Source organism: Burkholderia cepacia GG4, assembly GCF_000292915.1.
GTDB classification, from domain to species: Bacteria; Pseudomonadota; Gammaproteobacteria; order Burkholderiales; family Burkholderiaceae; genus Burkholderia; species Burkholderia cepacia_D.
Genome location: NC_018514.1, coordinates 205335 through 230998 on the forward strand (window position 1 = coordinate 205335; position 25664 = coordinate 230998).

At 65.8% G+C, this 25664-nt stretch carries 23 protein-coding genes; 17 read left to right on the top strand and 6 right to left on the bottom strand.

The window, feature by feature from the left end; all coding sequences use genetic code 11:
* Positions 1–20 precede the first annotated feature (20 nt).
* From GEM_RS16715 to GEM_RS16730, 4 genes are all read left to right on the top strand, one after another.
* Positions 21–1262 carry an aromatic ring-hydroxylating oxygenase subunit alpha gene (locus GEM_RS16715; RefSeq protein ID WP_014898536.1) on the top strand — a complete coding sequence of 414 codons (1242 nt, stop codon included), beginning with the start codon at positions 21–23 and terminating at the stop codon, positions 1260–1262.
* Between the two features lie 112 nt (positions 1263–1374).
* Positions 1375–2523 carry a hybrid-cluster NAD(P)-dependent oxidoreductase gene (locus tag GEM_RS16720; RefSeq protein WP_014898537.1) on the top strand — a complete coding sequence of 383 codons (1149 nt, stop codon included), beginning with the start codon at positions 1375–1377 and terminating at the stop codon, positions 2521–2523.
* Positions 2524–2657: 134 nt separating this feature from the next.
* Positions 2658–3521, top strand: coding sequence for a glycine betaine ABC transporter substrate-binding protein (locus GEM_RS16725; protein ID WP_014898538.1), 864 nt, complete (start codon positions 2658–2660; stop codon positions 3519–3521).
* 178 nt (positions 3522–3699) lie between these two features.
* Positions 3700–5355 carry an APC family permease gene (locus GEM_RS16730; protein WP_014898539.1) on the top strand — a complete coding sequence of 552 codons (1656 nt, stop codon included), beginning with the start codon at positions 3700–3702 and terminating at the stop codon, positions 5353–5355.
* A gap of 159 nt (positions 5356–5514) precedes the next feature.
* Here the strand turns inward: GEM_RS16730 and purU are convergent, their stop codons facing one another.
* Together purU and GEM_RS16740 are read right to left on the bottom strand one after the other, a co-directional pair.
* Positions 5515–6399 (bottom strand): formyltetrahydrofolate deformylase, encoded by an 885-nt coding sequence (gene purU / locus GEM_RS16735; protein ID WP_014898540.1) that lies wholly within the window; start codon positions 6397–6399, stop codon positions 5515–5517.
* A 228-nt stretch (positions 6400–6627) separates the two neighbouring features.
* On the bottom strand, positions 6628–7554 hold the full coding sequence (locus GEM_RS16740; protein WP_080599434.1) for a choline sulfate utilization transcriptional regulator: 927 nt from the start codon (positions 7552–7554) through the stop codon (positions 6628–6630).
* 201 nt (positions 7555–7755) lie between these two features.
* Between GEM_RS16740 and betC the strand changes: the two genes are divergently transcribed.
* The 4 genes from betC to GEM_RS16760 all read left to right on the top strand — a co-directional run bounded on the left by betC (position 7756) and on the right by GEM_RS16760 (position 13189).
* A complete protein-coding gene (gene betC / locus GEM_RS16745; protein ID WP_014898542.1) occupies positions 7756–9291 on the top strand; it encodes a choline-sulfatase in 1536 nt (511 codons plus the stop codon).
* 45 nt (positions 9292–9336) lie between these two features.
* A complete protein-coding gene (gene choX / locus GEM_RS16750; RefSeq protein ID WP_014898543.1) occupies positions 9337–10308 on the top strand; it encodes a choline ABC transporter substrate-binding protein in 972 nt (323 codons plus the stop codon).
* Positions 10309–10564: 256 nt separating this feature from the next.
* Positions 10565–11704 carry a porin gene (locus tag GEM_RS16755; RefSeq protein WP_014898544.1) on the top strand — a complete coding sequence of 380 codons (1140 nt, stop codon included), beginning with the start codon at positions 10565–10567 and terminating at the stop codon, positions 11702–11704.
* 234 nt (positions 11705–11938) lie between these two features.
* Positions 11939–13189, top strand: a complete 1251-nt coding sequence (locus tag GEM_RS16760) for an MFS transporter (RefSeq protein WP_014898545.1) — start codon at positions 11939–11941, stop codon at positions 13187–13189.
* 6 nt (positions 13190–13195) lie between these two features.
* On the opposite strand, the gene GEM_RS16765 is transcribed toward GEM_RS16760, so the two are convergent.
* From GEM_RS16765 to GEM_RS16775, 3 genes are all read right to left on the bottom strand, one after another.
* A complete protein-coding gene (locus tag GEM_RS16765; protein WP_014898546.1) occupies positions 13196–13558 on the bottom strand; it encodes a YbjQ family protein in 363 nt (120 codons plus the stop codon).
* Positions 13559–14216: 658 nt separating this feature from the next.
* Entirely contained in the window at positions 14217–15161 is a 945-nt protein-coding gene (locus tag GEM_RS16770; RefSeq protein ID WP_014898548.1) for a GlxA family transcriptional regulator, read from the bottom strand.
* Positions 15162–15284: 123 nt separating this feature from the next.
* The gene (locus GEM_RS16775) at positions 15285–16247 is read right to left on the bottom strand and encodes a helix-turn-helix domain-containing protein (RefSeq protein WP_014898549.1); all 963 of its coding nucleotides are present in this window, start codon (positions 16245–16247) and stop codon (positions 15285–15287) included.
* A gap of 242 nt (positions 16248–16489) precedes the next feature.
* Here GEM_RS16775 and GEM_RS16780 point away from each other — a divergent pair, with 242 nt between their 5' ends.
* From GEM_RS16780 to GEM_RS16810, 7 genes are all read left to right on the top strand, one after another.
* Positions 16490–17647, top strand: coding sequence for an amine dehydrogenase large subunit (locus tag GEM_RS16780; protein ID WP_014898550.1), 1158 nt, complete (start codon positions 16490–16492; stop codon positions 17645–17647).
* Positions 17648–17654: 7 nt separating this feature from the next.
* Entirely contained in the window at positions 17655–18209 is a 555-nt protein-coding gene (locus GEM_RS16785; protein WP_014898551.1) for a MauE/DoxX family redox-associated membrane protein, read from the top strand.
* Positions 18206–18841 (top strand): methylamine dehydrogenase accessory protein MauD, encoded by a 636-nt coding sequence (gene mauD / locus GEM_RS16790; RefSeq protein WP_014898552.1) that lies wholly within the window; start codon positions 18206–18208, stop codon positions 18839–18841. The genes GEM_RS16785 and mauD overlap by 4 nt, the downstream gene beginning before the upstream one ends.
* 38 nt (positions 18842–18879) lie before the next feature.
* Entirely contained in the window at positions 18880–19407 is a 528-nt protein-coding gene (locus tag GEM_RS16795) for a methylamine dehydrogenase light chain (RefSeq protein ID WP_014898553.1), read from the top strand.
* Complete coding sequence (locus tag GEM_RS16800) at positions 19404–19904, top strand: c-type cytochrome (RefSeq protein WP_014898554.1); 501 nt, start codon at positions 19404–19406, stop codon at positions 19902–19904. The genes GEM_RS16795 and GEM_RS16800 overlap by 4 nt, the downstream gene beginning before the upstream one ends.
* A gap of 11 nt (positions 19905–19915) precedes the next feature.
* Positions 19916–20449 carry a c-type cytochrome gene (locus GEM_RS16805; RefSeq protein ID WP_014898555.1) on the top strand — a complete coding sequence of 178 codons (534 nt, stop codon included), beginning with the start codon at positions 19916–19918 and terminating at the stop codon, positions 20447–20449.
* A 427-nt stretch (positions 20450–20876) separates the two neighbouring features.
* Positions 20877–21254 (top strand): RidA family protein, encoded by a 378-nt coding sequence (locus tag GEM_RS16810; protein WP_014898556.1) that lies wholly within the window; start codon positions 20877–20879, stop codon positions 21252–21254.
* A gap of 675 nt (positions 21255–21929) precedes the next feature.
* On the opposite strand, the gene GEM_RS16815 is transcribed toward GEM_RS16810, so the two are convergent.
* Entirely contained in the window at positions 21930–22694 is a 765-nt protein-coding gene (locus GEM_RS16815) for a molybdate ABC transporter substrate-binding protein (protein WP_014898557.1), read from the bottom strand.
* A gap of 175 nt (positions 22695–22869) precedes the next feature.
* On the opposite strand from GEM_RS16815, the gene GEM_RS16820 reads away from it, so the two are divergent.
* Together GEM_RS16820 and GEM_RS16825 are read left to right on the top strand one after the other, a co-directional pair.
* Complete coding sequence (locus GEM_RS16820; RefSeq protein ID WP_187293266.1) at positions 22870–23778, top strand: LysR family transcriptional regulator; 909 nt, start codon at positions 22870–22872, stop codon at positions 23776–23778.
* Between the two features lie 347 nt (positions 23779–24125).
* A complete protein-coding gene (locus tag GEM_RS16825) occupies positions 24126–25253 on the top strand; it encodes an aminotransferase class V-fold PLP-dependent enzyme (RefSeq protein ID WP_014898559.1) in 1128 nt (375 codons plus the stop codon).
* Positions 25254–25664: the final 411 nt, after the last annotated feature.

Genomic DNA, 25664 nt, shown 5'->3' on the forward strand with positions numbered 1-25664 from the left:
CAAGGAATCCGGAGCAAACGATGAAAGTATCGGCAGACATTCGTGCATTGATCGAGCGACGCAAGGAAGGCTACAGCCTCGAGGCGCCGTTCTATACGAGCGAGGAAATCTTCGCCCTCGACATGGAGGCGATTTTCCGCCAGCACTGGATCCAGGTAGCGGTCGAACCGGACATTCCGGAGCCGGGCGACTACGTGACCGTGGAACTGGGCAGCGACTCGATCCTGATCGTGCGCGACGACGACATGGAAATTCGTGCGTTCCACAACGTGTGCCGTCACCGCGGCGCACGCCTGTGCAACGAAGACAAGGGCTCGGTCGGCAACATCGTGTGCCCGTACCACAGCTGGACCTACAACCTGACGGGTCAGCTGATGTTCGCCGAGCACATGGGCGAGAAGTTCGACCGTTGCAAGCACAGCCTGAAGTCGGTGCACGTGCAGAACCTCGCGGGCCTGATCTTCATCTGCCTCGCCGAGGAGCCGCCGGTCGATTTCGCGAAGCTGCGCGCCGAGATGGAGCCGTATCTGCTGCCGCACGATCTGCCGAACACGAAGATCGCCGCGCAGATCGACATCATCGAGGAAGGCAACTGGAAGCTCACGATGGAGAACAACCGCGAGTGCTATCACTGCGTCGCGAACCATCCTGAACTGACGATCTCGCTGTACGAATACGGCTTCGGCTACCAGCGCTCCGACGCCAACGCCGAAGGCATGGACGCGTTCGCGGAAACGTGCGTGCGGCGCGGCAAGGAGTGGGCCGAGATGGGCCTGCCGTCCGCCGAAATCGAAAAGCTGCTCGACGTGACGGGCTTCCGCACGCAGCGCCTGCCGCTCGACCGCCACGGCGAATCGCAGACGCTCGACGCGAAGGTCGCCTCGAAGAAGCTGCTCGGCCAGTTCGACCAGGCCGATCTCGGCGGCCTGTCGTTCTGGACGCAACCGAACTCGTGGCACCACTTCATGAGCGATCACATCGTGACGTTCTCGGTGATTCCGCTGTCGGCCGGCAAGACGCTGGTGCGCACCAAGTGGCTCGTGCACAAGGACGCGAAGGAAGGCATCGACTACGACGTGAAGAACCTCACGGCCGTGTGGAACGCGACCAACGACCAGGATCGCGCGCTCGTCGAATTCTCGCAGCGCGGCGCGACCAGCAGCGCGTATGAGCCGGGCCCGTATTCGCCGTACACGGAAGGTCTCGTCGAAAAATTCTCGGCCTGGTACATCGGCCGGCTCGCCGAAAAGACCGGCGCGTAGTAGCACCCAGTACTGAAGCGGAGTCAATGATGAAACAACCCCCACGCTCACTTCGTTCGCTGCCCCCCGTGGGGGCGGCCAGCCTCCTTGGGGCGGCCCTGCGGAGGCTGGCATGATGCGAGATGCGGCCACTTTCGAGCCGGCGGACAGCCGGGTCACACACCCGGCGTTCTGGAACGCGCTGCCCGAGCGCTGGACGAGCGACGTCGAGGAAACGCTGGTGTGCTGCCACGTGCGGCAGGAAACCCACGACGTGAAGAGCTTCTTCTTCCGTTCGCCGCAAGGCCGTGCGTTTTCCTTCGAGCCCGGGCAGTTCATCACGCTCGAGCTCGACATCGAAGGCGAGACGATCAACCGGTGCTACACGATCTCGTCGTCGCCCGCGCGGCCGCACACGATCTCGATCACGGTCAAGCGCGTGCCGGGCGGCAAGGTGTCGAACTGGCTGCACGACAACCTGCAGCCGGGCGCGTCGGTTCGCGTGCTCGGCCCGGCCGGCGAATTCACGTGCGCGCGGCATCCGGCGCGCAAGTACCTGTTCCTGTCGGCCGGTTCGGGCGTGACGCCGCTGATGTCGATGAGCCGCGCACATCATGATCTCGCCGAGGATCGCGACATCCTGTTCGTGCACAGCGCACGCACGCCGGACGACATCATCTTCGCACGCGAGCTCGACCTGATCGCGTCGAACCATACGAACTTCCGCACGTCGTTCGTCGTCGAGCGCGTCGGTGCCCGCACCAACTGGCCGGGCGTCACGGGCTTCCTGACGCTGCCGCTGCTGAAGCTGATCGCACCGGACTTCATGGAGCGCGAGATCTTCACATGCGGCCCCGCGCCGTACATGAAGGCCGTGCGCGACCTGCTCGACGAAGCCGGCTTCGATCGCAAGCAGTATCACGAGGAAAGCTTCTCGTTCGAAACGCTCGCGCAGACCGCGAGCGACGACGTGCTCGCCGAACTCGTGCCGGCGGCCGACGGCGGCGACCTTGCGACGAAGCAGTACACGGTCAGCTTCGCGAAGAGCAATCGCGAAATTGCGTGCGGCTCGGAGCAGCACGTGCTCGACGCGGCGCGCCAGTCCGGCGTGCGGCTTCCCGCCTCGTGCACGCAGGGCATGTGCGGCACCTGCAAGGTGAAGCTCGTGTCGGGGCAGGTCGAGATGAAGCACAACGGCGGCATCCGCCAGCGCGAGATCGACCAGGGGATGGTGCTGCTGTGCTGCAGCAAGCCGCTGTCGGACCTCGTGATCGACAAGTAGTCGAAACAAGCCACCGGCTGTCCGGGCGCGTCGCGCCCGGACAAGCATCCGTCGGAAAACAACGATACCGCGGATTTGTGGTTGAAGAACCTAGAGAGACACCGCGCGGTGAGCGCATATCAAGGAGATCGACCATGAAACTGTTCGGAAAACTGTTGTGGACCGGCGCACTGTCGGCGATGGTGGCACTGAGCGCGTCGGCGCTCGCCGATGCGAAGCCGACGCTGAAGATCGGCTACGTCGAAGGCTGGGACGACAGCGTCGCGACGTCCAACGTCGCGGCTCGCGTGATCGAGAAGAAGCTCGGTTACCAGGTCCAGCTCGTGCCGGTGGCGGCCGGGATCATGTGGCAGGGCGTGGCACGCGGCGATCTCGACGCGACGCTGTCGGCCTGGCTGCCGGTCACGCACGGTTCCTACTGGGGCGAATACAAGACCAAGGTCGTCGATCTTGGCGCGAACTTTCCCGACGCGAAGATCGGCCTGATCGTGCCCGACTACGTGAAGGCGAAGAGCATCGACGATCTGAACGCGGAGAAGAGTGACTTCGGTGGCCGCATCGTCGGCATCGATGCGGGCGCGGGCGTGATGCGCAAGACCGATGAAGCGATCAAGAGCTACGCCCTGAACTACACGCTGATGCCGAGTTCGGGCGGCGCGATGACGGCCGAACTGTCGCGCTCCGTCGGTGCGAACAAGCCGGTGATCGTGACCGGCTGGGCGCCGCACTGGATGTTCGCGAAGTGGAAGCTGCGCTTCCTCGAGGATCCGAAGAAGGTGTTCGGCGGCGCGGAGCACGTCGACAACGTCGTGAATCCGCAGCTCGAAACGAAGGCCAAGCCGGTCGTCGCGTTCCTGAAGAAATTCCAGTGGAAGCCGGGCGAAATCGACAGCGTGATGCTCGCGATCCAGAACGGTTCGAAGCCGGAGGCGGCCGCCGACGCGTGGATTGCGGCGCATGCGGACCGCGTGAATTCGTGGACTGAAGGCGTCCAGTAAGGCAGCGACGATTCGTCGCACGAAACATCATAACAATATGCCGGGGATGGAATGCAGGAATCCGAAATAATTATGGATTCATGCGGCCATATCCCGGAATTATTTTTCTGATTCTGCAAAAAAGCGCGTAAGTTGTTACACTACGGCCCTTGTGCGGAGTCATCACAGGAGGAATTGGATGAGTCAGGCAGGACTGCGTGCGAACCGCACCAGTGATGTTGAGGCAACCATCTCACATGATTCGACGGGCCACACGCTGCATCGTGGCCTGACTTGGAAAGACGCATTCTGGGTAACGAGCGGCGTGCCGGCAGGCGTGCTGTTCACGATCGGCGGCGTATGCGCGACGATCGGCCAGCCCGCGTGGGCGATCTGGATCGCCGCGATCACGATGGGGCTGATTCAAAGCGCGACTTATGCGGAAATATCGGGGCTATTTCCCCATAAATCGGGCGGCGCGTCGGTGTATGGCGCGATCGGCTGGGTCCGTTACAGCAAGCTGATTGCCCCGGTTTCCGTGTGGTGCAACTGGCTCGCGTGGTCGCCGATGCTCGCGCTCGGCTGCGGTCTCGCGGCGAGCTATGCGCTCACGAGTCTCTTTCCCGCCGATGCGGCGGTGCTGCACTGGCAGCTCAAGGTTGCGGATCTCGGTTTCATCAAGCCGGGTCTGTCTCTGCGAATCAACGCGACGTTCATCATCGCGACGATTCTGCTTCTCATCACGTTCAAGCTTCAGCACAGCGGTGCATCGAAGGCTGCGCGCACGCAGCGCATTCTCGGCATCGCATCGCTCACGCCGTTGCTGATCGTCGGCATCGTTCCGTTCATCACCGGCGACGTGCCGATGTCGAACCTGCTCCCGCTGCTGCCGCTCGGTCACGACGCGCACGGCAATGTCACGGCCGCGACGTTCGGCTCGTGGAACGGGCAGGGTGTCACGATGGCGCTCGGCGCGATGTTCATGGCCGGCTGGGCGTCGTATGGCTTCGAGACGGCCGTCTGCTACACGCGCGAATTCCGCGATCCGCGCCGCGACACCGCGAAGGCGATCTTCTGGTCGGGTGCGCTGTGTCTCGTCGTGATGACGCTCGTGCCGCTGGCGTTCCAGGGCGCGCTCGGCACCCAGGCGATGCTCGATCCGGCGATCGGCGACGGTACCGGCGTCGCGGCCGCAATGGCGAAGATCGTCGGCGGCGGCGCATGGGTCGCGAATGCGGTCGTCGTGATGCTGATGCTGTCGATCCTGCTGATCGTGATGACGTCGATGATGGGCTCGTCGCGCACGCTGTACCAGGCATCGGTCGACGGCTGGCTGCCCAAGTACCTGTCGCACGTGAACGAGCACGGCTCGCCCACGCGCGCGATGTGGACCGATCTCGGCTTCAACCTCGTGTTGCTGATGATGTCGGACTACATGACGGTGCTGTCGATCTCGAACGTCTGCTACATGCTGTTCGTATTCCTGAATCTTCAGTCGGGCTGGATCCACCGGATGGATCGCGGCAACTGGGATCGGCCGTTCCGCTGCCCGACCTGGCTGCTCGTCGCCGGTTCGATCTGCGGCTACGCGAACCTCGTCTATGTCGGCGCGGGTGCGAACCTGCAGGGCGAGGGCACGCTGCGCAACGGGCTGATCGCGATGCTGCTGATCGTGCCGGTGTTCCTGTTCCGCCACTACTGGCAGGATCGCGGCCGTTTCCCCGCGCAGATGCAGCGCGACATGGAACTCGAAGTGCCGAAGCGCGCGATGTGGCTGAGCCTGATGCCGTATGCGGCGCTGGTCGGCGCAGGGCTGACGATCTGGCTGTCGTACTACTTCGCGTGGGTGAAGTAAGCGCCTGACGCCGGCACGCGCGGCGCGCGACGAATCCGGACACCGCACCCGGGGCCGTCGCGCGAAGCGTCGAATGGCAAGCGATAAAAAACCGACCGGCATGTTTGCCGGTCGGTTTTTTTGTTTGCTGCCTGTCGAAGGAGCGAAAGCGCGACGCGCTTACGAAAACACCACCGTCCGATCCCCGTTCAAGAACACCCGCCGCTCGATGAACGCCTTCACCGCGCGCGCGAGCGTGATGCATTCGACGTCACGGCCCACCGCGAGCAGTTGCTCGGGACGCAGCGCATGATCGACGCGTTCGACCACCTGCTCGATGATCGGGCCTTCGTCGAGATCGTCGGTCACGAAGTGCGCGGTCGCACCGATCAGCTTCACGCCGCGCGCATGCGCCTGGTGATACGGCTTCGCACCCTTGAAGCCGGGCAGGAACGAGTGATGGATGTTGATCGCGCGGTTCGCGAGCTTCGCGCTCGTTTCCTGCGACAGCACCTGCATGTAGCGCGCGAGGATCACGAGTTCGGCGCCGCTCGACTCGAAGTAATCGAGCCATTGCGCTTCCTGCTGCGCCTTAGTGTCGGCCGTGATCGGGAAGTGGCGGAACGGCAGCCCGTGCTGCGCGGCGAGCGGCTCGAAGTCGGGATGGTTCGACACGATGCCGACGATGTCCATCTTCAGCTCGCCCATCCGCCAGCGGAACAGCAGGTCCGCGAGGCAGTGCTCGAGCTTCGACACCATGATCAGCACCTTCGGCCGCGCGTTCACGTCGTGGATCGCCCATTGCGTGTTGCCGTCGTGGCCGCCGAGCTCGGCCGCGATCGGCCCGAACTCGTGGCGCAGCGCGTCGATCTGCAGCGTCTCGTCCGTCGGATGAAACACGCAGCGCACGAAGAAGTGGTTGCTGAGATCGTCGTCGAACACGTTCAGCGCATCGACATAGCAGCGATGGCGCTCGAGAAAGCCGACGACGGCGGCGACCTGGCCGGCCGCGCTCGGGCACGACAGCGTCAGGACGAATTGATCGGGGCGTGAGTCGGCGGTCATGAGATTCCTCGGATGTCATGGGGCGCGAACCCGCGCGGCGGCGCACCGGGGCGCCAGGCTACGCGGGTAGCGGGAGACTCAAGTAAATCAGGACGATTTTGGCGCGGATAGAACCAACCCGCCGTGTGGCTGGTATCGGCACGCCAGCGCGGCCGGGCGGGTGCGGGCGGTCCGGCGGGAAGTCCGGCGGGCGTCAGGCTGGTGTCCGGTGGCCGGACGGACGGCCGTTCAGGCCGGCGCGCACGCGTCGAGCAGCCAGCGCCGGAACACGTGGGTCGCGTCCGGCTCGGGTCGTTGCGGCGGCCGCACCAGGAAGTAGCCGCGCGACGTGACGACGGGCGCGTCGACGAGCTTCACGAGCTGCCCGGACGCGACGAGCTCGTCGACGAGCGGCGACCAGCCGAGCGCGACGCCCTCGCCGAGCAGCGCCGCATGGATCACCAGCGCATAGCTGTTGAAGGTCACGCCGCGCGCGGCGGCCGGTGCGTCGAGGCCGTGCGCGTCGAACCAGCCAGCCCACGACAGCCAGCGCTCGGGGCGCGTTGGCTGCACGTGCAACAGCGGCAGCGCGTGCAGATGGTCGGGCCGCGCGACGTCCGGGTGCGCGGCGCGGAACGCGGGCGAGCAGACGGGCGTGACGGATTCCGGAAACAGGCGTGCTGCCGTGCACGACGGCCAGTGACCGTCGCCGAACAGGATCGCGATATCGGCGTGGTCGCGCTGCGCGTCGTAGTCCTGTGACGTCACGACCCGCACGTCGACGTCCGGCATCACGCGCTTGAGGCCCGCGAGGCGCGGCATCAGCCAGTACGTGGCAAACCCGAAATCCGTGACGATCGTGAGCGCGCCGTGCTCGCGGCGCGCACGCAGCGTCGCGGTGGCGCCGCGCAGCGTGTCGAGGCTCACCCGCACGGCTTCGTACAGGCACTGGCCGTCGCTCGTCAGCGTGACGCCGCGCGGGCTGCGCTCGAACAGCGGCACGCCCAGTTCCGCTTCCAGCTGGAACACCTGCTGGCTCACGGCCGGCTGCGTCGAGCCGAGCTCGCGCGCGGCGGCGGTGAAGCTCTGGAGACGGGCGGCCGATTCGAACGCGCGCAGCGCCTGCATCGACGGTAACGCTTCGGATTTCGACATAAGTCTCTCTAATGGCCCCATAAGGGCCGGACGCCTTCCCGTGCGAATTCGGGCGGGGGATAGTGCTTCGGACGGCACGGCGCCGCGCCAGGCCTTCCGCGATTCTAGCCAGTCGCAGCCGGTGCGCGCGGCACTTTCTGCAGGCCGCGTCCGTCATGCCGGCTGCGTCGCTGCACGAGCGTCGCGCCGTTCCGCTCGAACACCGATTTCCCCACGACCGCGATGACGAACCCGACTCCCAACATTTTGATCCTGATGGCCGACCAGCTGACGCCGTTCGCGTTACCGGCCTACGGCAACCGCGTCGCGCGCACGCCGACGCTCGACCGCCTCGCCGCGCAAGGCGTGGTGTTCGACGCCGCGTACTGCGCGAGCCCGCTGTGCGCGCCGTCGCGCTTTTCGCTGCTGACCGGCAAGCTGCCGTCGGGTATCGGCGCCTACGATAACGCCGCCGAATTGCCGGCGCAAACGCTGACGTTCGCGCACTACCTGCGCGCCGGCGGGTACCGGACGATGCTGTCGGGCAAGATGCATTTCTGTGGGCCCGACCAGCTGCACGGCTTCGAGGAGCGGCTCACGACCGACATCTATCCGGCCGATTTCGGCTGGGTGCCCGACTGGGACAGCCCGGCCGAGCGGCCGAGCTGGTACCACAACATGAGCTCGGTGCTCGAGGCCGGCCCGTGCGTACGTACGAACCAGCTCGACTTCGACGACGAGGTCACGTTCGCGGCGAAGCAGAAGCTGTACGACGTCGCCCGCGAGCGCGCGGCCGGCCACGACGCGCGGCCGTTCTGCATGGTCGTGTCGCTGACCCATCCGCACGATCCGTATGCGATCACGCGCGAATACTGGGATCTGTACGGCGACGACGAGATCGACATGCCGGCCGTGCGGCTCGACGCGGCGGACAGCGACCCGCATTCGCAGCGTCTGCGCTTCGTCTGCGAAACCGACCGCACGCCGCCGACCGAGGCGCAGATCCGCGCCGCGCGCCGCGCGTACTACGGCGCGACGTCCTACGTCGACACCCAGTTCGGCAGCGTGCTGGCCGCGCTCGAGCAATGCGGGTTCGCCGACGACACGATCGTGATCGTCACCTCCGATCACGGCGACATGCTCGGCGAGCGCGGCCTCTGGTACAAGATGACGTTCTTCGAGGGCGGCTGCCGGGTGCCGCTGATCGTCCACGCGCCGGGCCGTTTCGACGCCGCGCGCGTGCGCGGGCCGGTGTCGCACGTCGACCTGCTGCCGACGCTCGTCGACCTGGCCGGCGCCGCACCCACCGGCGGCTGGCCCGATCCGGTCGACGGCGCGAGCCTCGTGCCGCATCTGCAGGGCGCGCCCTCACACGACGTCGCGCTGGGCGAGTATCTCGCGGAAGGGGCGGTCGCACCGATCGTGATGATCCGCCGCGGCGACTGGAAATACGTGCATTGCCCGGCCGACCCGGACCAGCTCTACAACCTGGCCGACGACCCGCGCGAGCGCACGAACCTGGCCGGCTTGCCCGAAGCGGCTGACCTGCTTGCCGCGTTCCGCGCGGAAGCCGCGCGGCGCTGGAACCTGCCGGAGCTCGATGCTCAGGTGCGCGCGAGCCAGCGGCGGCGCCGCTTCCATTACGCGGCGACGACACAGGGCCGCATCCAGGCATGGGACTGGCAACCGTTCACCGACGCGAGCCAGCGCTACATGCGCAATCACATCGAACTCGACACGCTCGAAGCGATGGCGCGCTTTCCGCGCGTCGGGCGCTGACCATACCGCATCGCGGACATTGACGAACGACGGAGGAAGCAAGCCATGAAACGGCAATCCCAAGCAGCAATCCGAAGGCTCGGCACGGCGCTTGCCGCGGCCGCGTGCTTGGTGGCGATGCAGCAGCCCGCACACGCCGCCGACCCGCAGACGTGTCGCGACGTGAAGATGGCGGCGCCCGGCTGGACCGACATCGACGCGACGAACGCGATGGCCGGCGTCGTACTGAAGGCGCTCGGTTATCGGCAGGACGTGGCGAACCTGTCGGTGCCGATCACGTACCAGGGCTTGAAGAAAGGGCAGGTCGACGTGTTCCTCGGCAACTGGATGCCCGCGCAGGCGCCGCTCGTGAAGCCGTTCGTCGACGAGAAATCGATCGACGTGCTGCACGCGAACCTGAGCGGCGCGAAGTTCACGCTCGCCGTGCCCGACTACGTCGCGGCCGCCGGCGTGCACACGTTCGCCGATCTCGCACGTTATGCAGACCGCTTCGACGGCAAGATCTACGGGATCGAACCCGGCGCACCCGCGAACCAGAACATCAAGCGGATGCTGTCCGACCATGCGCTCGGCCCGGCGAACTGGTCGCTGGTCGAATCGAGCGAGACGGGGATGCTGACGCAGGTCGAGCGCGCGGTGCGCGACAAGCGCTGGATCGTGTTCCTTGGATGGGAGCCGCACCTGATGAACACCAAGTTCCATCTGACCTACCTGTCGGGCGGCGACGCGTATTTCGGCCCGAACTACGGCGGCGCTACGGTCAACACGGTGACGCGCCCGGGCTTCGCCGGCCAGTGCGCGAACCTGGCACGCCTGTTCCGGCAGATGACGTTCTCCGTCGACGTCGAGAACCGGATGATCGCCGACATGCTCGACAACAAGACGATCCCATCGCTGGCGGCGCAGCACGCGCTGAAGGCCGAGCCCGCGCTCGTCGCAGGCTGGCTCGACGGCGTGACCACGGCGGCCGGCGCACCCGCGCTGCCGGCCGTGCGCGCGGTGCTCGACGGCCGTTGACCTGCCTCCGGGCGGCCGGTTTTTGCCGTGCCGCTCGTCTCCGTGTTTTCCCGACCCGTCGCATCAAGACCATTTAGTGTCGCCTTCAGACGGGTGACATGAAATATGGGTTTGTATTTTTCGCCAATGGCTGCGTTATTGCGGAAAGCGAAATGCCGAAGCCAGCGGACGTAACGAATTCGAATCAGCCGGCGCATTGCGGCGCGCGCCAGGTCACGGTTCTTTCCATCGAACGGTTCAGGGAGGGTGGTCGACAATGAAGCAAAAGAAAGTTGCCGTAGCCGCCGCGCTTGCATGCGCGGCCTGTATTCCCGCCATCGGCCACGCGCAGAGCAGCGTGACGCTGTACGGGATTCTCGACGCAGGCATCACGTACGTGAACAACACGGGCGGTTCGCACGTGGTCAAGTTCGACGACGGCGTCGCCTACGGGAACCGCTTCGGCCTGAAGGGCACGGAAGACCTCGGCGGCGGCCTGAAGGCGGTGTTCACGCTTGAGAGCGGCTTCCACCTCGGCAACGGGCAGCTCGGCTTCGGCGGGTCGGAGTTCGGCCGCCAGGCTTACGTCGGTCTGCAGAACGATTGGGGCACGCTGTCGTTCGGCAACCAACTGGACATCACCAACGAGCTCGTATCGATCTACAACATCTCGGCGTGGGGCAGCGGCTATGCGATCCACCAGGGCGACTTCGACCGCTTCAACGGCGACCGCCTGCCGAACTCGGTGAAATTCCTGTCGAACGACCTGAGCGGCTTCAAGTTCGGCGCGATGTATTCGTTCGGCAACGTCGCCGGCAACTTCCATCGCAACAGCGCATGGAGCGCGGGCGCAAGCTACACGAAGGGCGACTTCTCGATCGGCGCCGCTTACACGCGCCTGAACAACCCGAACGGCATCTATGCGTTCGACCCGTACGCGATGATCGGCACGCATACGTTCCTCGGCCAGCAGACCGTCACCGTCGATCCGGCGACCGGCGCGCGCACCGACCTGTTCGCGAATACCGCGATGGACGTCGACAGCCAGGGCACGTTCGGTATCGGCACGAGCTACACGATCGGCAAGCTGTCGCTCGACGCGAACTTCTCGTACACGACGATCAAGGGCTTCGGCCAGTCGTCGCACATGCAGGTGTATGAAGGCGGCGGCCTGTACCAGTTCACGCCGGCGCTGAGCCTCATCGCGGGCTATCAGCACACGCGCTTCGAGGGCCACCACTGGAACCAGGGCACGGCCGGCCTGCACTACATGCTGTCGAAGCGCACGGACGTGTATATCTCCGGCGATTACCTGCGCGCGTCGCAAGGTGTCGATGCGGTGATCGGCTACAGCTTCACGCCGTCGACGACGCAAACGCAGGCCGACGTGCGGATCGGGATGCGGCATTCTTTCTGAGTGGGGTGAGCGAGTCCTTTCGATGTTCTCAGCGAGGTCTCTCTTTGGCGCGAACTGCGGTTCGCGCTTTTTTTTATGTGAAGCGATGCGGTCGGCCGCATGCAGTGCGGCGCGCGCTGGCGTCGCGCGCGGCGGGCGAGCGTCCGGCAGGGTTTCGGCGGTTGGCGATATCATCGCGGTTTGGCCGCGCCGCGTATCGCCGCTCGCCAACCTCCCTCCGATGACGTCTCTCCGATGACCGCCCCGTTACCCGAATCCAGTTCGCCGTCGCCGTTACCCGCCAACCTGTTCCGCCACGCACCGTTCCAGCGCTTCTGGGGCACGCGCGTGATGTCGTCGCTGGCGTTCCAGATCCTGTCGGTCGCGATCGGCTGGTACGTCTACACGCTCACGCACAGCGCATTCGCGCTCGGTCTCGTCGGCCTCGCGCAGTTCGTGCCGATGTTCGCGCTGACGCTCGTCGTCGGGCAGGTGGCCGACCGCTACGACCGGCGGCGTATCGCAACGATCTGCCAGAGCGTCGAGGCGCTGGCCGCCGGCGTGTTCCTGTTCGGCGCGGCGCAAGGGGGGCTCACCGCGCCGGGCGTGTATGCGCTCGCGGCGGTCGTCGGTACCGCGCGCGCATTCGAATCGCCGTCGGTGTCGTCGCTGCTGCCGGCCGTCGTGCTGCGCAGCGACCTGCCGCGCGCGACCGCGCTGTCGACGTCCGCGAACCAGGCCGCACAGATTCTCGGGCCGGCGTTCGGCGGGTTGCTGTATGGCCTCGGTGCGCCCGTCGCGTTCGGCACGAGTGTCGTCGCGTTCGCGATCGCGGCACTGCTGAGCGGTACGATTCCGCTGCGCAGCGCGCCACCGGCGCGCGAGCCCGTCACGCTGCGTTCGGTGTTTTCGGGGATCGCGTTCATCCGGCGTGAACCGGCGATTCTCGGCGCGCTGTCGCTCGACCTGTTCGCGGTGCTGTTCGGCGGCGCGACCGCGCTGTTGCCGATCTATGCGCGCGACATCCTGCAGGTCGGGCCGTGGGGGCTCGGCGCATTGCGCGCGGCGCCCGCGGTCGGCGCGCTCGCCGGCACGCTGTGGCTCACGCGCTTTCCGCTCAAGGGGCGGCCGGGCCGCGCGATGTTCGGTGGCGTGATCGCGTTCGGCATCGCGACGATCGTGTTCGGGTTGTCGAGCCATTTCGCGGTGTCGCTCGTCGCGCTGGCGGCGCTCGGCGCATCGGACGTGGTCAGCGTCGTCGTGCGCCTGTCGCTCGTGCAATTGCGCACGCCCGACGACATGCTCGGGCGCGTGAGCGCGGTCAACTCGCTGTTCATCGGCACGTCGAACCAGCTCGGCGAATTCGAATCGGGCGTGACGGCCGCTTGGTGGGGGGCGCCGACGGCGATCGTCGTCGGCGGTGCTGCGACGATCGCCGTCGCGCTCACGTGGATGAAGCTGTTTCCGCAGCTGACCAACATGAAGTCGCTCGAACGCGACGCGTGACGGGCGTCAGGCGTTCGGCGTCACGCGCACGGCCGTGCCGTAACAGATGACTTCCGTGATGCCCGAGCCGATCTCGGTCGAGTCGTAGTGCATCGCGACGATCGCATTCGCGCCGAGCTTGCGCGCATCGGCGAGCATCTTGTCGAACGCCTGCTGGCGCGCCTTCTCGCACAGCGACGTATAGAGCGTGATGTTGCCGCCGAAGATGGTCTGCAGCGACGCGCCGAACGAGCCGACGATCGAGCGCGAACGCACGACGATGCCCTGCGCGACGCCGAGCGAGCGGACGGTCGTATGGCCGGGCAGGTCGAAGGCGGTCGTGACGCGCTCGGGCGAGAGCGCGTCGACGGAGCGGGAGAAATCGGTCATGGCGGTGCACCGTGGTGCGGAAGTGATCGAGTGACGATTCTATCCGGAACGGGAAACGCACCGGTTCCGGCCCGCCGCGCCGAGGCCCGGTCAGTGCTTGACGGCCGCGCTGCCGCCGACGATGCCGAAACCGAGCGCGAGACCCAGTGCGAGCGGCAATGCTTTGCGTGATGTCTGCATACGTGATCCTCATCTCAACGGTTTGACATGCCCGCGCGCTTGTGGCGAGCAGGCACGACACGGCCCGCGCGCCGGCTCGATGGGGCCGGTGCGACGAAGCGGTTCTAGGAGCGTCGACTGCCTAAGGATGGCTAAGCGTCAGGTCGAAACGAATCGGGAGGGAACGGCGGCGGGGAAGCGAACGGCAGGCAGGTGCGGCGACGGCGAAGCGAGCATCGTGATGTCATACCCATCGGATCGGCATTGATATCGGTTCGGCAGCCTGCGTGGCGCGACCTGCGTCGCACCCGGGATCTCATCTCATTAGGGCTGCGTATCTAATCGCGAGGTATGTTACAAAACATTTTCAGCGACTATGCAAATTATTTTCGAACGCGGCTTCGGTCCGCCGATCAATCGTCGGCATTGTTCAGCGAATGGCGGGAAACGCTGCCGGAGCACGCAATAGCGCGCCGGATTGTGCGCAAACCCGCGCCGCTCAGCGCGTCGCGCGGCGGTCGCTGCGCGGGCTCATGCCGAAACGCGAGCGATACGTGCGCGAGAAATGCGACGGCGATTCGAAGCCGCATGCGACGCACACCGACGTGATGCTCATGTCGGTCTGCTGCAGCAACTCGCGCGCGCGATCGAGGCGCAGGTTCAGGTAGAAGCGCGTCGGCGTGTCGTTCAGCGTCGCGCTGAACAGCCGTTCGAGCTGGCGTCGCGTGATCGACACGTCCTGCGCGAGCGCGTCGGAGCCGAGCGGGTTCTCCATGTGCCGCTGCATCGTGTCGATCACCTGGATCAGCTTGCGGTTGTGCACGCCATAGCGCGCGGCGATCTCGAGCCGCTGGCTGTCCGAGCGCTGCCGGATGCGGCTGACGACGAACTGCTCGGAGATCGCGGCCGCGAGCTCGGCGCCGTGCCGCCGGCCGATCAGGTCGAGCATCATGTCGATCGACGCGGTGCCGCCCGCGCAGGTGATGCGCCGGTCGTCGATCTCGAACAGTTCCTGCGTCGCATTCAGGCCCGGGTAGCGTTCGCGGAACGCGGCGAGCGCCTCCCAGTGCAACGTGAGCGTTTGCGACGCGTCGAACAGCCCGGCTTCCGCGAGCACGAAGCTGCCGGTGTCGATGCCGCCGAGCGTCGCGCCATGCCGGTTCTGGCGGCGCAGCCAGTCGCCGAGCGCGCGGTCGTAGCACACGAGCGGATCGAAGCCCGCGACGACGAACACGGTATCGACCTGCGCGACGTCCGCGCAGGCGGCTTCGGCCGCGACCGGGATGCCGTTGCTCGCGGCGACGGGGGCGCCGTCCGCGCTGATCACGTGCCAGCGGTACAGCTCGGTGCGGAACCGGTTCGCGACGCGCAACGGCTCGACCGCGGACATGAAGCCGAGCGCGGAGAAGCCGGGCAGCAACAGGAAGTGGAAATCCTCTGGCATCGGGGCGTGGGGTGGAAGCAGGTGGTCGGCGCGCACGCCGCGGGGCGGCGGACGGGCGGGCACCGGGGCCGGCTCGTTGGAGCCGGACCTGAAACACAGGATTATCGCGGGTTTTGCGCGCGCTCAGCGCGTTTTTGCGCTGCGCACCGTCCGGCGCGCGGTCGTCGAAGGCAGTTCGCCGAACTGGGCCTTGTACGCGTTCGCGAAATGGCCGAGATGGATGAAGCCCCAGCGCGCGGCCGCTTCGCTGATCGGCAGGTCGGATTGCCGGGTGTCGAGCAGCAGGCGTCGCACCTGCGCGAGGCGCAGCGAGCGCGTGTAGTTCAGCGGGCTGGTCTGCGCGACCGACTGGAAGCTGTTCTGCATCGTGCGACGGCTCACGCGCAGCTGCGTGCACAGGCTCAGGATGTCGACCGGCGCTTCCGGGTGCTCGATCACGTAGTCGTGCACGCGGCGCACGATGTCGGCGTGGCAGGCATGCGTGAGGCGGTTCGACGGCTCGGGCATCCGGTACGTGAGGAGATCGACGAGCACGTTCGCGACCTCGCCGCGCAGTTCGGACTGCGCACGCGCCGCGTCGAACGTAGCGGGGGCCGACAGCACGCGTTCGAGCAGCGTCGCGAGCTGCACGCTCGCGCGTTCGCGCGCGGCGACCGGCACATCGACGACGCCGCGCCGCAGGGTGCGTTCGTCCAGCCGGACGTCGGCGGCATCCTCGATCTGCTGCATCAGCTCGGGATCGACGACCACGCCGATCAGCGACATGTCGTCGGGTGAATGGAGTTCGAAAGGTGAGCCACCGCGGGCCAACACGATCGTGCCGGGTTCGATGCGCGCGTCGCCGAAGGCGAAGGTGCCCGAGCCGGTGAGCGGCATCCCGAACACCGTATGGCCGGGCGGCAAGCGTCCGCGCTGGATGATGCGTACGTTCGCCGCTTCCTGGAACAGCTGCACGTCGTCGAGCACCGCGTGCTTGACCGCGCTGCGATACGAGCCCGAGCCGATCTGGTCGTAACGCTGATCCCAGCCGCGCAGCGCCTCGGCATGCCGGTCTGCGTCGTCGAACATCTGGTGAAACACGAGCATGGCGCCTCCGGCGGTCGTTCGGACGGCGCAAGATTAAACCGACCGCGCGGTCGGCGCAATACGGGCGAGCGCTATTCCAGCGGGGGTTTTTGAGGGGGTCGGAAGGGGGCGGCAGCAGGTGCCTTTCAGGTGGTTTTCCAATATCCCGAATCGGCACGCACGCGTTGCCGGTCCTGGTGCTGAGCGGATTTATTGTCGAACTAAAGTCGCCCCACACAACGTGAATCGCAACTGGAGGCGACATGAGTACAAGGCGACGAACCGCAGCTTTCGCGGCGACGCTGGCGTTCGCGGCGGCGTGGGCCGGCAGCGCAGACGCGACGGAAAAGCCCGAGGAACTGGTCGTGCAAAAGATGCCGCCGTGGCATCCGCACGAGGTGTACGTCGTCGATATCGCGATGCCGACGATGACCGACGGGCGCATCTTCGTCTACGACGCCGACGCGAAGAAGCTGCTCGGCCAGATCGACGGCGGCTTTGCGCCCGGCCTCGCGATCTCGCCGGACCACAAGGCGAGCTTCGTCGCGACGACCTATTTCTCGCGCGGCTCGCACGGCACGCGCACCGACGTCGTCGAGATGACCGACAACACGACGCTCGATCACACGGGCGAGATCGTGATTCCGGCGAAGCACGGTCAGCACGTGCCGTCGCCGTACAACACCGCGTTCAGCGCCGACGGCAAGCGGTTGTACGTCGCGAACATCACGCCGGCCGCGTCGGTGACGGTGATCGACGCGGTGTCGAAGAAGGTGTTGTCGGAGATCGACGCCGCCGCGTGCGTGCTCGCCTATCCGTCGGGGAACGACCGTTTCACCGCGCTGTGCGAAAGCGGCAAGGCGCTGACCGTCACGCTCGACGCGAACGGCAAGGAGGTGAAGCGCACCATGTCGGATGCGTTCATCGACGTCGACCAGGATCCGGCCTTCATCAACGCGTCGCGCTACCACGGCAGCTATCTGTTCACGACCTACCACGGCAATGTGCGCAGTGCGGATTTCAGCGGCGACAAGCCGGCGTTCGGCAAATCGTGGTCATTGCTGACCGAGGCCGAGCGCGTCGAAGGCTGGCGCCCGGGCGGCATGCAGCAGACGGCCGTGCAGGTGAAGCAGAACCGCTACTACGTGCTGATGCACAAGGGCGGCGACGGCACGCACAAGGATCCCGGCACGCAGGTGTGGGTCTACGACCTGAAGACGAAGCAGCGCGTCGCGCGCTGGGATCTCGCGCAGCAGAAGGTCGATCCGCTCGTGTCGATCCAGGTGAGCGAGGACGACAAACCGCTGTTCTACGGGCTGACGGGCACGTCCGATCTCGTCGTGATGGACGCGCACACCGGCAAGCTGCAGCACGTCGAGAAGCAGATCGGCAGTACGCCGACGCTGCTCGTGAACCCGTGAGGCCGCGATGACGCTCGATCCCGTACTCGCCACCAGCGCGCAAGCCGGCGCGGCCGTCGTCGTGCTGCTCGGCGCTTTCGCGAAGATGCGCCGGCCCGCCGCGTTCCGGCAGGCGCTCGCCGGCTATCGCCTGTTGCCCGATGCGCTGGCCGTGCCCACTGCGTTTGCGATTCCGCTCGTGGAAGCCGCCTGCGCCGCGGCGCTGCTGTTTCCCGATACGCGCACGGCCGGCGCGCTCGGCCTGATCGCGTTGCTGCTCGTGTTTGCGGCAGGGATGACGATCAACATCCTGCGCGGCCACACCGACATCGACTGCGGCTGTTCCGGCTTTGCCGCCGCGCGCGCGGATGCGCCGCGCGGCATCGGCTGGCTGCATGTCGCCCGCGTGCTGCTGCTCGTCGCGCTGGCCGCGACCGCGCTCGTCGAGCCGGGCAGCCGCGCGGTCGTGTGGTTCGACTACCTGACGCTGTTCTCTTCCGTGCTGCTGATCGTCTGTGCGCTGCTCACCGTCGACGTGCTGCTCGCCAACGTACCGCGCCTTTCTCACCTGAGGAATTCATGATGCAAACCGCTCTCACCGTTTCCACCGCCTTGCTGTGGGTCGCCGTTCTCGCGCTCGGCGCGATCTGCCTCGCGCTCGTGCGCCAGATCGGCATCCTGTACGAACGCATCATGCCGGCCGGCGCACTGATGATCGACAAGGGGCCGGCGGTCGGCGCGATCGCGCCGACGTTCGAGCTCACCGACATTCGCGGCTCGCAGGTGAAGGTTGGCGGCATCGATGCGTCGGGCAAGGCGACGCTGCTGTTCTTCCTGTCGCCGACGTGCCCGGTCTGCAAGAAGCTGCTGCCGCTGTTGCCGTCGCTGCAGGCGAGCGAATCGACGCCGGTGAACATCGTGCTCGCGAGCGACGGCGATCTCGACGAACACACGCGCTTCGCGCAGAAGCACAACCTCGCGCGTTTCCCGTACGTGCTGTCGCAGGAGCTGGGCCTCGCGTATCAGATCGGCAAGCTGCCGTACGCCGTGCTGCTCGACGATACCGGCACCGTGCGCGCGAAGGGGCTCGTCAACACGCGCGAGCATCTCGAAAGCCTGTTCGAAGCGAAGGAGCGTGGCGTCGCATCGCTGCAGCAGTTCGTGCATGGCGATCATGACCATGGCGGTCACGAGAAGCACGCGCAGCACGCGTGATCGGCCGACCCTCTTTCAACGTCAACGGAGAACAACGAATGGGCCTGTTTGATTCATGGTTCGAGCGGTCGGCGCGCGGCGTCGCGCAGCATAGTTCGCGGCGCAGCGCGATGGCGAAGCTCGGCAAGGTGCTGGTGGGGTCGGCGCTGCTGCCGCTCTTGCCGGTCGATCGCACCGCGTATGCGGCCGACACGGCGTCGGGCGCTGCTGCATCCGGCGCGAGCGACGATCCGCTGAGCTGCGATTACTGGAAATACTGCGCAATCGACGGCTGGCTGTGCAGCTGCTGCGGCGGCACGTCGAGCAGCTGCCCGCCGGGCACGACGCCTTCGCCGATCACGTGGATCGGCACCTGCCGAAATCCGCACGACGGGTCGGACTACATCGTGTCGTACAACGACTGCTGCGGCAAGACGTCATGCGGCAAGTGCTTCTGCAATCGCAACGAACGCGAGAAGCCGCTGTACAAGCTGTCGCTGAACAACGACATCAACTGGTGTATGGCGAACGGCAATTCGAATTACCACTGTTCGGTTTCGGTCTTGTTGGGGGCGGCAAAGCAATGAAAGTGAAGCAAGCTGGAACGATCGTAGTCGCGTGCGTGGCGGCTGTTGCCGGTTTCGCGTTGCCGGGTTTTGCCGGTGCGCAGCAGGCCGTGCACTACCCGGCGGGCAAGAGCGTGTTCGACGCGCAGTGCGCGGTGTGCCACCAGGCGGGCGGCAAGGGGCAGGACGGTCTTGCGCCGCCGCTGACCGAGTATCCGGGCAAGTACGCGACGGCCGAGCCCGGGCGCGCGCAGCTCGTCGCGACGCTGTTGCACGGGATGTTCGGCGAGATCAAGGTGTACGACAAGCGCTACAACTTCAAGATGCCGTCGTTCGCAAGCGCGAGCGACGACGATATCGCGAACGTGCTCAACTATGTCGTGTTCGATCTGAACGACAAGCACGGCGGCGCGAAGCCGTTCACGGCAGCGGACATTCGCGCGGCGCGTGCGAAGGAGATGGACGGTACGGCCGTCCACGCGCAACGTGCGGTCGTGACGAAGGGGCTGGGGCTGTGAGTGCCGCGTGCATGCGGCGCCGCGATGCGTTCGTGCGACGCATCCGGCGTGCGGCGGCTGCGCGGCTCGGTTCGGTCATGCCGCGTCGTCTGTCGTCGCTGCTGGCAGTGGTCGCCGCCGTCGCATGTGCGATTGCCGTCCCCGCACGTGCCGACGGCGTGACCGACGCCACGCTCGCGCGACAGCACTGGGTGCTCAACTGCATGGGCTGCCACACGGCGACGGGCGGCGGCATTCCGGGCAAGGTGCCGCCGCTCGCGAACTCGCTCGGCTATTTCACGCATCTGCCGGCGGGGCGCGAGTACGTGATGCGCGTGCCCGGCGCGTCGAACTCGGCGCTGTCGGACCAGGATCTCGCCGATGTGCTCAACTGGGTGCTCACGACGATGAACCGCGATGCGCTGCCGCGCGATTTCAAGCCTTATACGGCCGCCGAAGTCGCCGCGCATCGTCGGCCGGCGTTTTCGGACGTCGCGACGGTGCGTACCGGGCTGGTCCGCGCGTTGCACGCGCGCGGGATCGATGGTGTTTCGGAACGGTACTGATCGACTCTTGCGACGAAGCGTCGGCAGCGGGAACGGCTGATTCCCGGTGCTCGTGACGGCGCGGTGTCCCCGCGCCGTCACGCACGGACGAACTCGACGCCGAGGGTCAGGCCGGCCGCGCCGGCGATGCGAATCACGCTTACCGGATGCTGCGGCGCGATGCCGGGGGCGATTCGTGGAGATGTCGGCGGAGCGGTTGTGCGTTGCAGTGGAGGTCGGTCATCCGCCGGCGGGGCAAAAACGTACGATGATTGCGCGGCTGCGGCGGGAGCCGTTCCCGCCGTTCGGCGGTTGGTCCTGATCCTGTCCGTGCTCGCGGCGGCACGGGGCTGATTGCTGCGAACACCGAATTGGCAGCGCGGCTGTTCCGCGCTACGCTCGTTGTCATTGGCCGATGCAGGCGCCGGACGGATCGAAGGAGGCTCAAATGTCGATCGAGTACTTTGCAGAGCGCAACCCCGTCACTCGAAACCTGCCGCGATCGTTGGCGACCAAGGCCGGCGAGCTGGTGTTCGTATCCGGTCAGGTGGCGAGAAACGAAGACGGGAGCATCGTCGCCGGCGGGATCGAAGCGCAGACACGCCAGACGTTGAAGAACGTCGCCACCGTACTCGCCCTGGCCGGATGCACGCTCGCCGACATCGTGAAAACCACCGTCTGGCTCGAGGACGCGCGCGACTTCGCGGAATTCAATCGGGTCTATGCGGAGTTCTTCCCCGAGAACAAACCGTCACGATCGACCTTGCAGGCGACGAACATGGTCGGGACCAAGATCGAGATCGAGGCGATTGCCTGCAGACCCTGAGCGCCGAACGCGGTGCGCCGGGTATCCGGGTAGCACCTTGCGGGTTGCGCCGTGCTGGTGCCCGAGCATGGGCACGCACCATCAATTGGACGAACGAGGGTCGCTCATGCGGAGCGGCCAGTCGCGCTGACGCGGTCGACAGGCCAACCGGCCCGGTACGTCGACGGCGGATCGCTCGCATCACGCCAACGCCGCTGCGGATGGTTGCGTCGGAAAGCATGCATGCATCACCAGATGTCTCGAGACCATGGAGCCGCCACCGCAGGCTGCTCAAGCGACCGCTGAAAATGCGGCAAAGACTCGCCGGTTTCCCTTGGCCTTCAACGCCCAACCTCGCGAGTGCGTTCTTCGAACTTGCCGCCAAATCCGTCAGGCAAGGCCTGATCGGCGTCAACGTCAACTACCGGCCAGCAGCATCGTTGCCCGACGTACGTCCGCTTCACGGGACATAACCATTTTTCCGAAGTCTATTCGATCAACAGTACTGACGATGAGGTGAGCGCGGCCATCCTCGGCTTCATTCGAGGCATACGGTGACCGGCCGAATGCCGACGCTCGTTGGTCACCTGGCGTCAGCCCGGTCGACGTCAACCGCGACGTCGGATCGCTGCCCGGGTCAGTGAGAATGGATGGCGGCAAGCCCGAAACGCTTCGGCGTATCGCGCTGGTCGCGCGTTATCGCGTTGGCGGCTCAAAGCCCTTTTTGCGCAGGACGGCCATCGCTTCGGCCGACGTCAGCACGCGGATCAGCGCCTGCGCAGCAGCGAGATCCTTCGTATCGCGGCCGATGCCGGCGGTGTAGACCGTGTCGTGCTGGAGTTCGCGCGGCAGCAGTCCTACCAGCCGGACGCCCGGGACATCGACGATATTCGGCACCGTGATGACGGTTGCATCTGCCGTGCCATCCGCGACGGCCGCGATGACGTCGCCGCCCCGTACGGGTACGAGATGCGGCCTGACCATGTCCGAGATACCGAGGCGGTCGAGTAGTCCGACGAGCCAGGCGCCGCTCGCGCTGTCCGGCGACCACGACAGCGAGCGTGAGTCGATCAGTGCCTGTCTGAACGCGTCGACCGTCGCGATAGCCGGCACCGGTACATCCACGCGCGCTGCCATGCCGACCGAAGCTTTGGCGACGTCGGTACGCGTGCTCGATACGATTTTGTCTGCTTTGACCAGCGCGTCGATCTGGCCGGGCAGCAGGATCGCGACGTCGAATGTTTCCCCGGCTTCGATCCGCTGCTCCAGCGCCTTGGCGTTGTCGAACGTCGTCACGAGTCGTTGGCCGGTCGTCGACTCGAACGCGGGCGCGAGCTCGGCGAGGGTCGATTTCAGCGTCGGGGTGCTGAACACCTTGAGGCCGTCCGCGCAGGCCAAGCCGATGCTGGTGAGCACCAGCCACGCAACCAAACACCCCTTCAACAGCATCCTGATGCTCATCGCCGTCTCCTGTCCGACCCGCCCGTCGGCCCTGGCATGCGGGTGCGCAAGACCGTCCCGGTTCCCATCATAGGCTGGCGCCTGATCTAGATATAATTTCAAATCGGCATGGCGTGATCACGAAATCGAATAGGCGTGGGCTATGGACGGTGACCGAATCCGACGACGACTGAAGTTGCGCGATCTCGACACGCTGATGACGGTCGTCAGCGCCGGCGGCATGCGGAAGGCGGCCCAACAGTTGCACATGTCCCAGCCGGCTGTCTCCAAGGCGATCGCGGATCTGGAAAGCGTGCTCGGCGTACGGCTCGTCGACCGCAGCAACCACGGCGTCGTACCCACCGTGTTTGGGCAGGCGCTGCTCAAGCGCGGCGCGGCGATCTTCGACGAACTGACGCGTGGCGCCGTCGAGATGGCGTTTCTCGCGGACCCCGACGCGGGCGAACTCAGCATCGGATGCGTGGAAACGATCACGGCCGGGCTGGCCGCGGCCATCATCGAGGAGATGTCGCGTCGACATCCGCGCCTGGTTTTCTCGGTCGCGTCGGGTGATGCGCCGGTGCTGCAGACCCACTTCCTGCGCGAGCGAATCTGCGAACTGGTCATCGCGAGACCATTCACTGCCGTGCCCGACCCGGACATGAACGGCGAGCCGCTGTTTCACGAGCGACTGCGGATCGTCGTGGCGAATGACAGCGCATGGGGGGTAAAGCGGCGCCGGCTTGCGCTCGCCGATCTCGTGGAGGCGCCGTGGATCCTGTCGCCGAACGAAGTCGCGCCGCATTCGCCGATCGTTGAAGCGTTTCGCGCGATCGGGGCGGAACCGCCGTCCGCCCGGATGCTGACCGGTTCGCTGAATCTGCGCCGGACGCTGCTGCGCACCGGGCGTTTCGTCACCGTGATGCCGCACTCGCTGCTGCACTTCGGCCCCGATCAGGAATGGATCAAGGTGTTGCCGATCGATCTGCCGACCTGGACCGTACCGACGATGTTGATCACGCTGAGGAACCGCACATTGAGCCCGGCTGCCGAGCGGTTCGCCGAACACGCGCGCAGGCTGGCCAGGTCGCTCGCCGAAAGCTGAGCGCTGCCGTCAGCGGGAGCCGCTGACGCGATTCGCAAGAGGTCGCGAGTCCGGTCGATGCACGAAGGACGCGTGCGTTTCCGGGTTCGCCGACACAAACGTCGTCCAGATAGCGACGCGCCTGCATGTTTCGCCCGGCCGATGGCCGCCGGCGTTCCACGTCGTTCGCCGGCCGCACGGCTTCATGTGCGCACTGCACAAAAACCCGAAATCCCCAAGTTGCAGTTGGCTTTCGTTAGAATCGATCGTCATCGAGGCAAAAAAGCAGATTTGCATTGATGCGGCGGGTTCGATTCACGAATACCGCTCGCCCTTATCCCATGGTTCATCCTTTATTGGAGGCGAACGTGCCAGGATTACTTCCCGATGTCGACCGCGACGGGCTCCTCGAATATTCGGTGGTGTACACCGACCGGTCGATCAATCACATGTCGCAGCGCTTCCAGGGCGTCATGCGCGATATTTCCGCCGCGCTGAAGAAGGTCTACAACGCGAAGGCGGTTGCAATCGTCCCGGGTAGCGGGACGTTCGGCATGGAAGCCGTCGCCCGTCAGTTCGCGACCAACAAGAAGTGTCTGGTCATCCGCAACGGCTGGTTCAGTTTCCGCTGGTCGCAGATTTTCGACATGGGCAGCATTCCGTCCGAGTCGATCGTGCTGAAGGCGCGTCCGGTCGAAGCGGGACGGCAGGCCGCGTTTGCGCCGGCCCCGATCGACGAAGTCGTCGCTGCGATCCGCGAACACAAGCCGGATCTGGTGTTTGCGCCGCACGTCGAAACCGCATCGGGGATGATGCTGCCCGATGGCTATTTGCGCGCGGTGGCCGACGCCGTGCATGCGGTCGGCGGCATGTTCGTGCTGGATTGCATCGCGTCCGGCACGATCTGGGTCGACATGGAGGCAAGCGGCGTCGATGTGCTGATCAGCGCGCCGCAAAAGGGCTGGAGCGCATCGCCCGGTTGTGCGCTCGTGATGCTCAGCCCGCTCGCCCGCGAGCGAATCGATGCGACGACCAGCACCAGCTTCGCCTGCGATCTGCGTAAGTGGCTGCAGATCATGGAAGCGTACGAGAACGGCGGCTTCGCGTATCACGCGACGATGCCCACGGACAGCCTCGCAACGCTGCGCGACGTCATCAAGGAAACGGAAGCGTACGGCTTCGACAAGGTGAGAGCGGAGCAGCTGGAACTCGGCACGCGCGTTCGTGCGCTGCTGGCCGAGAAAGGCTTCAGGAGCGTTGCGGCAGAAGGCTTTGAGGCACCGGGCGTCGTGGTCAGTTACACCGATGACGACGACATCCGGTCCGGCAAGAAATTCGCCGATGTCGGCATGCAGATCGCGGCCGGGGTGCCGCTGCAATGCGACGAGCCGGCGGACTTCAAGACCTTCCGCATCGGCTTGTTCGGTCTCGACAAACTGCATGATGTCGATGCCGCGGTTGCGAGGTTTGCGAACGCGCTGGCGCGGGTTCTGTAGCGCTCTTTTGTCGGTGCAAGGGTGTGGCGGCGCGAGAAGTGGTGAGGTTGTTTTTGATCGAAGCCACTCGGTGGACCGCCCGCCCATTCGGTGTTGGGCGATTGCCGTCATGCGGGAGCACCGTGATCGACCCAACTCGGTTATCCAAAGTCAGCACCTGTCGTGGCTGGAACTACACAGCGGTGATCATCTCAAGAAAATAGCGTAAGTTTTTTTTGTCATGTCATGTCGTCCGCATAGAGGCGGCTGCACGAAAAAGGAAGCGCTGGAAAACAAGCGAGGTAAGACCTTGGCGCCTGGTAATCACGAACGGAACGGGCCAAATCAGAAGTCATGGATCGCAGTCGTCTCTTTCTGCCCGTCTCAGCGCAGTCGTCAATTGGCAATCGCCCGGGGATCGCTTTTCAGCGG